We start from the raw sequence: 12,821 nt of genomic DNA on the forward strand, positions 1-12,821 counted from the left end.
GGGGTTATTCTTAATTTATAGAATAAATTGCTTAAGAAAATGCTAAAAAGTGAATAGTCAGTATTAAAAAAGTTTGTTCCTTTCATTTTATTATCAATTTTTCTAAATTTATTTTCTTCTGAATAATTCATTTAATCTGCCTTAAAGGCGGATAAATGTATTATATCTGCTTGTGCAGGTAAATAAATATGTTCCTTAATGATAATTAAGGAAAGGAGACTTTATCTTATGAAAAAAAGGTTGGTTAAGTTTGCTGCTGCTGCCTTGTCTGCGGCTGCAATTCTCACTCTCGCAGGTTGTAAAAATACACCTGATTTTAATGTAAGTTCAGAAATTGATACTGTTCTGAATCTGGCTGCTCCAGAAGTTAAGGTTACAGCTTATCCGGGCATGAACTTTGTTTCATGGTCACCTGTTGCAAATGCGTATGGTTATGTTTTGTACATTTATGAGGAAGGAAATCATATTAAAACACAAAACGGCATTGCTTATACTACCTTGAATTATTCTGATACAAATATTCAGAATAATAAAACTTACAAATACATTGTAGAAGCTGTAAGTAAGGATCATAAAACTGATCGTGCTGTTCAAACAGAAAACTCTTTGAGTTCTCCAGTAAGCGTAAAAGCTATTGTTCCTTCTTATGAAACAAGCCCTCTCGAACTTTATAATTTTGAGTCTGGTTCAAAGAATGCTGATTATGTAGTTTCTGCTGAAAACATCAATGTATATAAAGATGCTGAAGATACAATTGCAGTATCTTTCCCTGGAAAAGCTTATCTTAAATACGATGTTTATTATTCAATGGATAATGCATATGAAACTTTACGTAATAATGATAGTAGAAATTCTGTTTCTAGTGCTTTATCTAAAGCATCTGCAAATGATTCTATTTTACATGCTTCAAGGACAACTATTACAACTTCTGGTAAATATCATTTTATTGTAGATGCAAAGGCTGCTAACGAAAAGTATGGTAAAACTGATACTGTAATTTCTGAAAAAACAGTTGAAGTAGAAACTCTTGCTGGTTCTGGTGCAAGTATTACTACTTCAAATTATAAAACACCAGATACAATTCGTGTAGTATTTACAGGTTTCACATCTTCACTTGATGGTTCAATTCTTCCAGCTGAATGTTACAAGCTTTACAGATCCGTAAACTATAATCCTGCAACTCCAGTTAATAACATGAATTTCAAAGTACCAACTCTTTATACACCTGTAAATGGCGAAGTAAAGGCAACAGATATAAGTGGAAGAACTTTCTTTGTTGATGATGCTATTGAAGATAATTCAGTTGCTTATACTTATACACTTGTTGTAACTGATGGTACAAGATATGCTGAGATGAATAACTCAACAAGAAGATCTATTGTTGCTGGTTATGCACTTTCTACAATTGGAAATGTAACTATCAGTGGTACTAAGTATACACTTGATAACGACGATTACAATAATGACATTGAATGGACAATTAAATTGCCAGAGGAAGGTATTACAATCGATGAAGCTTACTTTATCGAAAGACTTTACGATGAGAGTTATATTCCTGTAGCTGCTGATTTTGCAAGGGATGATGATCATAAAGTTACTGTCTTGACAGCAGGTGATGCTACTGGAAAAGTTTATAAGGCATTCACAAAGAATCATACTCCTGGATCTTACGTATACCTCCTTGTTTCTTTGAGCAAAGAAGGTTATAAAGATAAAGAAGTTGTAAGTTCTTCAGGTGTAAGCGTAAATATGCATTATGCAGGTGTACCTACATTTACAGCAGAGCTTTATGATAACAAGGTTGATGGTGCTACAGCAGCAGATTATAAGTATGAATACAATGATGTTGTTTTGAATATTAAACATACACTCTATGAAGAAATGCTCGATGACTTTACATATACTATTTATGAAGCTCATCCTGAAATTAATCAGACAACAGGTGCTTTGATTTGGGATTTTGAGACAGCAGACTGGACAATTGGTGATGTAGATAAGGAATTCAAGAAAGCAGGATTTAAAAAGAATTCTTATGATGATTCTGCAGCTGCTGAATATGTTGCATTTGTTGAATTGAAGGACCTTGCACCTGGTAACTATGCTTGGAAGCTTGTAACAACAGAAAAAGAATCAGGAGTAAGTTACTCTATTATTCAGGTTAAAACAGTAGAAGGTGTAAAAACTGATTCTATTAAATTTGTACCATTTATTAATGTAGAACGAGATAATCCAAAGCAGCCATCATCTGCTAACACGGTAACATTTACAAAATCAAATACCTTTAAGCGTAATTATGGAACAACTGGTGTCTTAGATGGATATTTAGTATCAGTAACTCCAGAAACAACTGAAGATGGAGTAACATATACTCTCTACAGAACAACATCTGTTGCTACATCAGATATGACAAAAGTTGTATGGACAAAGGTTGGACCTGTTGTATCAAAAGATCCAATAACTCAACCTTTTACTTGTTATGAACTGGATTCAAATGGTCAGAGGCAAGAAAAGGAGCCTGAGTCATATCCTGTAAGTCTTAAATACACTTATAATGATGCTGGTTTATCAACAGGTGACGGTTACAGCTATGTTGTTGTATGTGAAAAAGAAGGCTGCGCAACACGCTATTCTAATGTAGCACCTATTGCTCCTGTAAACTAATCCTTTTCAGGAACTTGTGCATATAACTATTATGCACAAGTTCCTATCTTACATAAGAGAGTTGTGTATGATTAAAAAATTGTTCAAATGTTTTGTATATACGTTTATTCTTCTCTTTTTAGTATCCTGTCAGAATCAGTTAGACATGAAAGAAGTTTATACTGCAATGGGGGGAAAAAAAGATGGAATAACATTTACAATTACATATAAAAATGTGGGCGATTTAGAAAATCCAAATCCAACATCTTTTACTATATCTCAAGATGTAACTTTACAAGAAGTTCAAAAGAATGGATTCGCATTTGGAGGCTGGTATACAGATCCTTCTTGCGATATTTCCACAAGAATTACTGGTTGGAAAGCTTATGAGAAGACGAACAATGTAGTTTTATATGCTAAATTTGTACAGGAAAAGTACAATATAACGTATTACAATGTTAACGGACTCTCTAATCCTAATCCAAGAACTTATAATGTTAAAAATGATGTAACATTATTACCTGTAGAAAAGCCTGGTTATTTATTCCTTGGCTGGTATACAGATTCTTCATGCTCTCCACAGTCTAAAATTGAGGGCTGGGCTGCGTATGAAAAACAACAGGATATGTATTTATATGCTAACTTCAAACAGGTTGGTATATATATGGATCATCGTGTAATTATCTTTAAAGGTACAACAGATTCTCCTGTTACTTTAATTCCAACTGTAGTTGGATATGATAATTCAAATCCTGTATGGACAAGTCTTGATACAGATGTTGCAATAGTTCAGGATGGAGTTGTATCTCCTGTTAACTATGGAATTACTACTGTAAAGTATGAAACCGATGGTGGAGCTGCTTACGTATTCATAATTGTAATGCAGGATTATGCAAATACAACTTATGATTCGGGAACAGTTCCTGTAGAAAATGGTTATTATACAAACAGTGCGAATGTAGTTTCATATAGTTTCAAAAATGGCCGACTCGACTTTAGAGGAAGACTAACTAATTCATCTAACTGGTGTCAAACAACTTGTGGAAATGGTGGCTGGACTTGGAATGTTAATGGAACTTCAGTAAATTTCCAGGATGGAAATAATACTGTTTCTGTTGGTGATATTGACTTGACGGTAATACCAGTACTTGCTTATGATTCGGCAACAAATACATCATTTGTAGTTATTTATCAGATGCTTACAAATACCAGCAATACAAAAATTACTGGTGCAAAAATGGCATCCCATTCAGATACGATGTTAGCATCTAATGATAGAGCCAATATTATGCCAAAAGCATATGGAGCACGAATGTATGATCCAAACACTAAACTTGCATTTGATATGTATTGTTGTGACGGAGATGATTGTACTCCTGTTGATACATTGTGGTATGGTTATTATTACCAAAGAACAAACCATTTATGGGATGGAACAATATATAAAGAGCATGTAACTAATACTGATACTGGTATGTGTTACGGTTGGATGAACATTGACATCGAACCAGGTGAAACTGTACTTAGGAGTATCCGTATGACTCTTGTAGAGTATGATCCGAATAACCCTTAAGCAGGAAAATATTTAAAAATACAAAAAAACTATAAGGCAATGTGGTTTAATAAATCACGTTGCCTTTATTTTTTTACTAGAAGAAAAACAAAAGTGGACTTATAATTATAGAGAGGCTATTTACAGGTGAGATATCAGTTAGACAGTTCTGCGCATAAATTACTAATTTTTCGCATTCGCCAGTTTGCACTTGTAGCAACAGGAACCTTAATAAATGTTCTTCTGTCATTCCTGATGTTCAAACTTGGGTTACCTCTGTTTCTCGATACTGTTGGTACAATAGTTGTTTCAGCTTTAAGCGGTATGCTTTTGCTGGGAATTCTGACGGCTGTAATTTCAAATGTTGTATGTTCTATTTTTAATGAGGCTGCTCTTTACCTTGCCTTCTTTAATGCTCTGATAGCAATCTTTACAGTCTGGTTCTTACAGAAACATTCCTTTAAGAAATTTGGAAAGACAATTCTTTTTGCTCTTGCTCTTTCAGTTTTTTCTGCAATTGCGGTTTCATTGATTCAATTTATTATATTGGTGCAGGGACAGCAGTCTGTTGTTTCTCAGACGGCACATTCATTTTCTTCTGCTGCAAATTTCCCATATCTGATTTCTTTTATACTTGTTAATTTTTTACTTCAGATAGCAGATAAAGGAATATCGTGTTTACTGGTAATGATTCTTGTGAAAGTTATACCACAGGAAAAACTCAGTATTTATTCTTTAGGCGCATGGTTACAGAGGCCTCTGTCTGAACAGGAATTAAAAGAATTAAAAAGCATGCGCAGAACTGTAAAACGTTCTCTGCGTTCCAGAACAACTCATACTTTAGTTCTGTCTTCCTTCATGGTAATGATTCTTACAGGATGGACTGGCCTTCGTATTTATTCTCAAAATGAAAAAGCTAAAAAAACAGAAAGTGCCTGGAGTACAGTGAAAACTGCCGCATCAATTATTGATCTTGATAAATTTGATGATTATATAAAATATGGAAGAGATGCAGAAGGGTATAATGAAACTGCTGAACTCCTTTCAAAATTGTGGATGTGTGCATCTGATATTTCTTACCTTTATGTTGTGAAGCCTGAAGGTATGAACGGCAGATTTATTTTTGATGTAGATACAAGCATAGTTGATGAAGATGCAGAACCTCCATATTACCCGGGAGAAGTCATTCCTTTTGAGGAACCTTTTGAACCATATCTTATGGATCTTGCAGAAGGAAAACTTGTTGGTCCTATAGAAACAAACGATGCCTGGGGCTGGCTGCTTACAGTTTATTACCCTGTAACTGATAGCCTTGGAAATATGAAATGCTATGTTGGAGCAGATGTTTCTCTTCAATACATAGCAGATTATATGTTTGTATTCTTTATGAAAATTATCCTGACAATGGCAGGTTTCTTTATTTTAATTGTAGCCTTTGCTTTATGGAAAACCGGAGTATACACTTCAATTCCTATAAGTACCATGACTTCTTGTCTTGAACGTTTTGCTATGTCTGGTGAAGATCAGGAAAAACTTGATGAAAATGTAAGGATTATCCGCTCTCTTGATATTCATACTGAGGACGAGGTTGAAAAACTTTACAAGGCTATCTGTAAGATGACACTTAATCAGGCAGAGCAGATGCGTGATATCAGACATCTTTCGGATTCAACTCTTAAGATGCAGGATGGCCTGATTATTACAATGGCGGATATGGTAGAAAGCCGCGATTCTGATACTGGTGCTCATGTTCAGAAAACGGCTGCCTATGTAAGAATCATCGTAGAAGGTTTAAAAAAGAAAGGCTACTATGCTCAGAAAATTACACCTAAATTTATTTCTGATGTTGTACGTTCGGCTCCGCTTCATGATGTTGGAAAAATCAATATTCCAGATGGAGTTTTGAATAAGCCTGGAAAACTTACTGATGAAGAATTTGAGATTATGAAAAGTCATACAACTGCAGGTAAGATTCTTCTTGAAAATGCAATCAGCTCTGTTCAGGGTGAAAACTATTTGAAAGAAGCCCGTAATATGGCAGCTTATCATCATGAGAGATGGGATGGAAAAGGCTATCCAGAAAAACTTCACGGTGAGGTAATTCCGCTTTCTGCGCGTATTATGGCTGTTGCAGATGTTTTTGATGCGCTTACTTCTCCGCGTGTTTATAAACCTGCCTTTCCAATTGAAAAGGCTCTGGAGATTCTTCAGGAAGGTGCAGGAACTCAGTTTGATGCAAAATGTATAGAAGTGTTTATGGATGCACTGCCAGAAGTAAAGATGATTTTAAAGAAATATAGTTCTGTGGTTTATTAAAGAGGTGATTTGTGACGGCAAAAATGATTAAGGCAAAAATCAAGAAATCTCTAAAATCCTCGCTTTTAATTATTTTTGCATTAACAGGAACACTGAAATTATCTGCCGTTGACAATCATAGAATAGGCGGCGGTTACGCAGTTACAGGACAGATTGTACAGACCGGATATACCTGTGAAATTTATAATGCAACAAACGGGCTTCCCACTTCAGATGCAAACTATATTCTTGGCTCCACAGATGGTTATGTATGGATTTGTGGTTATGCAGGCGTAATCCGCTATGATGGTTCTGTTTTTGAAAGACTTCCTCCGGTTAATGGACTGACAAGCGGTCGTGTTTTATTTGAAGACAGCAGGCACAGAATATGGGTTGGAACCAATGATAATGGTGTTGTAGTTATAGACGGTGAAAAGATGCGGCATTATACCTTTAGAGAAGGGCTGCCATCTTCTTCAATAAGAACTTTTGCAGAAGATCTTGAAGGTAATATTTTTATTGGTACAACTTCGGGGCTTGCGTATGTAGATGCAATCGGCCAGTTGACAACGCTTTCTAATGAAGTTTTAGATGAAGAAAGAATTTTAAAACTGGATTCTGATTCACGTGGAAATATCTACGGCCAGACAAAAAATGGACTTATTTTTATTATCAATAACTGCTCGGTTACAAACATCTATTCAAGTGCAGAACTTGGAATTGAAAAGATAACCACGATTATGGCTGATCCTGTAGTTCCTGGAAACTTATATTATGGAACAGAATCAAGTTATATTTACTATGGTGGATTCGGTAACAAAGCTGAGTTCATGACAAAAATCAATGTATCACCTTTGGAAAATATTCACTGGCTTAGTTATGACTGTGGACGAGTCTGGATATCTTCTACTTCAACTATTGGTTATCTTGATAAGAAAAATCAGTTTAAGATTCCTTCTAATATTCCCATGAATCATAATATAGAAATGTCAACTTCAGATTATCAGGGTAATATCTGGATGGCTTCTTCAACTCAGGGAGTAATGAAGCTTGTTACGAATAATTTTGTTGATCTTTCTGAACAGGCTCAGCTTCCAAAAGAAACTGTAAATGCAACCTGTCTTCATAATGGTTTACTTTATATAGGAACTGACCGTGGTCTTCAGATTCTTAAAAATACAACTCCTGTTTATAATAAACTTACTGAATATATAGGGACTGCGCGTATCCGCTGTATTATTACAGATAAGAATGAAAATCTCTGGGTTGCAACATATACAAATAATCTTGGAATAGTATGTCAGAAAAAAGATGGTACAATAATTTCTTATACAACTGCGAATGGTCTTTTAAGCAATCAGATCAGATGTTTAAGTGCAGCTTCTGATGGAAGGATTCTGGCTGGAACAAACAGCGGGCTTGCAATAATTAAAGATGGCAAAGTTTTGGCTACCTATGGAACAGAACAGGGAATCAGAAATACGGAATTTATTACAGTCGCAGAAGGAGATGATGGTTCTGTATATTGTGGCAGTGATGGTGATGGAATTTATATAATTGGAAAAGACGGCATCTCTAAAATTGGCCGCAATGAAGGTCTTTCGAGCGATGTCGTAATGAAAATTAAAAAAGATGAAGAGAGAGATGTTTACTGGATTATTACTTCTAATTCAATTGAATGTCTTCGAAATGGTTCAATAAAGACTATTTCAAGTATGCCATATAACAATAATTATGATATTCATTTTAACGACAAGGATGAAGCATGGATCCTTTCATCTTATGGTGTTTTTGCGATTAATGCAGACAATCTGTTTTATGACTATATAAAGGATTATAGAATTTTTACAATTGCTAACGGACTTCCATATTCAATAACAGGAAATTCCTATAGTGCCTATGATGAATCTGGAAATCTTTATATTGCAGGAAGAGAAGGTGTTGTTTTTGTTAATCTGAATCATTTCTATGATGCAAAAACAAATATTAAAATTGCACTGAATTCTATTTATTGTGAGAATCAGAGAATCTTGCCTAACGCAGACGGAAGTTTTACATTGCCACCATCTCACGGACGCGTTAAGTTTAATGTATCTGTTTTGGATTACTCTCTTGAAAATCCTTATGTACGGGTATTCCTTGAAGGTAATTTTGATGATGGTATTACTGCACAGCGTAATGCTTTAACTTCTCTGGAATATACAAGACTCTCATACGGAAATTATAATCTGCATGTTCAGATTATTGATGATAATAAAACAGATGTTCTTTCTTCACGGACTTTTGCTATTGTAAAAAAGCCAATGCTTGGAGAACTCTGGGTTTTCAGAATCTTCATTCTTGCTTTGGGAACAATTATAATCGGTCTTATTGTATGGCGTCTTATGAAATCAACAGTTATAAGACATCAGTATGCAGAAGTCCGTCTTGCAAAAGAAGAAGCAGAACGTGCAAATATGGCAAAATCCCGCTTCCTTTCAAATATGTCTCAGGAAATCCTTACTCCTATAAATACCATTATGGGAATGAATGAGATGATTATGCGTGAGGATTTTACTAACGTTCCTAGAGGCTATTTTATATCGATTATGAATTACGCTTTCGGTATAAGGGGCGCTTCACAGTCTCTTCTAACTTTTGTGACCGATGTTCTTGAAATGACAAAAATTGAAACTGGAAAAATGGAACTTGTTCAAAGTGAATATGAAGTACAGGGAATGCTGTATTCAATCATTGATCCACTCCGATCTATTATTGCAGATAAAGGTTTAAAATTTGATATCAAAATTGATGAAATGCTCCCAAAGCGTCTTTATGGAGATTTAGGAAAAATCAGGCAGGTAATGTTTAAATTGCTATCAAATGCCATAGAATACACAGAGAAGGGCAGCATAGAATTTAAGCTTTCACTTGTTTCCAGAAATGATTCAGAATGCAGTCTTTGTTTTTCTGTAAAAGATACTGGAATTGGAATTAAAACTGAAAATCTGGATCAGCTCTTTGTTGCTTCAGACGATCAGCATAAAAATCTTGGACTGAGAATCTCAAAGAAATTTGCAGAACTGATGGGCGGAGAACTCGTATGCCATAGTGTATATGCTCAGGGCTCTGAGTTTATTTTTACTCTTAATCAAAAAATCATTGATTCAACACCACTTGGAGTTTTCAATGAACAGAATGAAGAAGCTAATATAAAAGGTCCTTATATTCCTGAGTTTATTGCTCCTGATGCTGATATTCTTGTTGCAGATGAAAATCAGATGAATCTTGAAATAATCAAAAATCTCTTAAAAGCAACAAAGGTTTTTGTTACAACTGCATCTAATGCTGAGGATAGCCTTGAAAAACTGAGAAAGAGTTTCTTTAATATTGCATTTATAGATCAGAAGCTTATTCTAAATCTGGAAGAGGATTTTATTGGAAAAATCAGGGAGAAAAATCCAGATCTTCCAGTTTATATAATTACAGAAAATACATTTACAGGTGAACAGAAATATAAAGATATGGGCTATAAGGGCTGTCTTTATACACCTATAGACAGTCTTCTTCTGGAACGAACCATAATGCGAAATCTTCCGGAACAGATGATGCAGCAGCCCCCAAAAGGTTATTTTTCAGAAGCCTTAACTGAATTTCCAGTTATGTTAAACTGGATGAAAGATGTTGAAGGAATTTCTGTTGAAGAAGGTGTTAAGAATTCTGTCGGTGTAAGTGGTTTTATCCGAGGAATACAACTTTTCTATGAAACAATCGACGAAAATGCGCAGAATATAGAAAATGCCTATATGAAAGGAGATTTTGAAGTTTATAAAGCAAAGATTCAAATGATTAAGAACTCTGCTTATATTATAGGAGCTGATACTCTGCTTCAGCTTGCTGCAAAACTTGAAGAGGCTTGTGATAAAGATGATAAAATATATATCGCCTCTCATACAGATGAACTTCTAAAAGTATATACTTCATTTAAAGAAAAGCTTAGTGCCATTGAGGAGTCGTAATTATGTTTGATTTTATAAGAAATCATCAGATGAACATTATGCTCATTCTTACTGCAATTTGTATGCTAATGGCATTTATGCTTCTTATTACAAGATTCCTTCCAAAAAGAAGAAAGTGGATTCTTATTGTTCTGGAATTGATTGCTGCAGGCCTTATTGGTTTTGACCGTCTTACATATATTTATAATGGAGATAATTCCAGCTTTGGCTATGTAATGACAAGGCTTTCTAACTTTTTAGTTTTTTCTCTGACTTCGGGAATTGTACTTTGTTTTAATTATTATCTGGAAGATTTACTGGCAAGCCAGAAAATTAGAGTCCACTTTAAAAGACTTACAGTTGTCAAAATTGCTACTATTGTTGAGATTCTTTTAGTTGTAATAAATCTTTTTACGGGCGGTTATTATTCCTTCACCGAAAAGAATGTATATTTCCGTGGCTCATTTTTCTTAATCTGTTATATAGTTCCAGTAGTTTGCCCAATAATTCAGCTTTCAGTAATTCTCAAATATAGAAAATCTTTCAGCCGTTTTATTTATATGGCTATGTTCATCTATATTGTCGTGCCGATTGTTGTGGGAATAATTCAGATTTTTACTTATGGTCTTTCAATTGTTAATATGGCCATTGTTATGTCATCCATCACAATGTACTTTTTTACTTATCTTGATATTAACGATGAAGTTATCAGAGCACATAATCTCGAATTGTTTTCTTTAAAAGCAGAACAGAGAATGATGAAAGACTTGTTCGGACAGACCGCAGAAGCTTTTACAAAAGCAGTCGAAGAGTGTGATGCAAAATCAAAGGGGAAAGCAAAGAAGGCTGCAGATATTGCAAGAAAGATTGCAGAAGAAAGCGGAAAGAGCAAGGATGAGTGTGAAGAGGTTTACTATGCAGCACTTTTACATAAGGTTGCAAGTGAAGAGGTTCTTAATGGTATAAAAGATTATCCATACCTTGCTGAAACTGCCCGTTATTGTAAAGACAGATATGATGGAAAAGATAATAAGTCTGGACTTGTTGGAGATGAAATTCCTGAAATTGCTCGTATTGTTGCTGTTGCAGATGCCTGGTGTTTTTATACCGAAGAAAATAAAGAAAGAAAAGCGATTCCTAATGTTGTAATACGTGAAGAATTCCTAAAGGAAGCTGGTGCGAAATTTGATCCGCATTTTTCAAAGGTAATGGTTCATCTTATGGATATTCAGACTTTTGGTCAGATTTCTGCAACCGAAGATAAACTTGAAACTGAACTTTCATGCAGTAATTATCGTGAAAATGTTTCACTTGGAATTCCTGTTTCCCGTAACATCACTAAAATCAGTTTTAAAAGTAAGATTCTAAAAGAGAATGAAACGGAAGCAACTTTTAGTGCTCCTTCATTAGTGATTTTTGATTCTTTTGATAAACATGTTTATGAAACAGAAAAACTTATAGAATCATATCGCTATGTTGAATACGGTGAACTTTGGTTTGACGGACATTCAATCAGTACGAATGCCCGAAACATAGAAGTTAAGGTAAAAGAAAAGAATGGTTCTGATAAATGGAATAATCCTGAAGGGTTGTATACAATAATATCTGGAAGATATGAAGATCATCTGAAACTTGATTTGGAGACTGAAAACAAAATAGTAAGTGTTGTTATTGCACTTTCTGACAGTTCTAAATCTGTATATATTGGTCTTACCGGTGAAAATTGTCAGCTAAGTGACATTAAGGTTGAAGAAACCGATAAACAGTATGGCGAAAATGATATTCCACGTATTTCTGAAAAGGTAAGTTATATAGATAGAATTGAGGCTGATATTCCAAATATTCAGATAAACAGTCCATGCGGTGTTTATACAGATGGAATTAAAATTAAGGAAAATATGACTTTAGCTTTTCATACTATGAGTTTTCCGGAATCTTCGTTTGTATGGCACTGTCCATCGATTGTATTGTTTTATTCAGAAGATGGAAAGGTTGGTGGCCCGGGCTATCGTGAATATGCATTCATTAAACTGGATGGAGAAGATAACGGTTCAAATGATTATGCTGAAAATCATTTTTCAATGAATAAAAAATCAGCGTTCCAGGACTGGAGTGAATGGAAAAACTTTAATAAAGCTGGTTTTGACTGCGAAATTGAATTCCAGAAAAAAGATAAAACTGTTGTATTTCACACAGAAAATTATGGTATAAATATCAAAAATACAACTACAATTCTTGATGAGAATAATTCGATCTATGTTGCCCTTACGGGTGATCAGTGTGCAATTACTGATATAAGAATGAGGTAATTGCCATTCCTTCTGCAATTCAATATTATAGAAAGAACATTATAATTT

The 12,821-nt window shown here is 34.6% G+C and carries 5 protein-coding genes; all 5 read left to right on the forward strand.

The window, feature by feature from the left end:
- The first annotated feature begins 228 nt into the window (after positions 1–228).
- On the forward strand, positions 229–2,661 hold the full coding sequence (locus BMY21_RS12175; protein ID WP_074644616.1) for a hypothetical protein: 2,433 nt from the start codon (positions 229–231) through the stop codon (positions 2,659–2,661).
- Positions 2,662–2,728: 67 nt separating this feature from the next.
- Positions 2,729–4,213 (forward strand): InlB B-repeat-containing protein, encoded by a 1,485-nt coding sequence (locus BMY21_RS12180; protein ID WP_074644618.1) that lies wholly within the window; start codon positions 2,729–2,731, stop codon positions 4,211–4,213.
- A 126-nt stretch (positions 4,214–4,339) separates the two neighbouring features.
- Positions 4,340–6,508 carry an HD domain-containing phosphohydrolase gene (locus BMY21_RS12185; RefSeq protein WP_074644620.1) on the forward strand — a complete coding sequence of 723 codons (2,169 nt, stop codon included), beginning with the start codon at positions 4,340–4,342 and terminating at the stop codon, positions 6,506–6,508.
- Between the two features lie 11 nt (positions 6,509–6,519).
- On the forward strand, positions 6,520–10,485 hold the full coding sequence (locus BMY21_RS12190) for an ATP-binding protein (protein WP_083379860.1): 3,966 nt from the start codon (positions 6,520–6,522) through the stop codon (positions 10,483–10,485).
- Between the two features lie 2 nt (positions 10,486–10,487).
- The gene (locus BMY21_RS12195) at positions 10,488–12,773 is read left to right on the forward strand and encodes an HD-GYP domain-containing protein (protein ID WP_074644622.1); all 2,286 of its coding nucleotides are present in this window, start codon (positions 10,488–10,490) and stop codon (positions 12,771–12,773) included.
- Positions 12,774–12,821 lie beyond the last annotated feature (48 nt).

Origin of the sequence: Treponema bryantii (assembly GCF_900111035.1) — a bacterium.
GTDB classification, from domain to species: Bacteria; Spirochaetota; Spirochaetia; order Treponematales; family Treponemataceae; genus Treponema_D; species Treponema_D bryantii_C.

What these genes read in the sequence shown, in the direction of transcription:
- BMY21_RS12175 (WP_074644616.1), top strand. Translation starts at nt 229, where the DNA reads ATGAAAAAAAGGTTGGTTAAGTTTGCTGCTGCTGCCTTGTCTGCGGCT.
- BMY21_RS12180 (WP_074644618.1), top strand. Translation starts at nt 2,729, where the DNA reads ATGATTAAAAAATTGTTCAAATGTTTTGTATATACGTTTATTCTTCTC.
- BMY21_RS12195 (WP_074644622.1), top strand. Translation starts at nt 10,488, where the DNA reads ATGTTTGATTTTATAAGAAATCATCAGATGAACATTATGCTCATTCTT.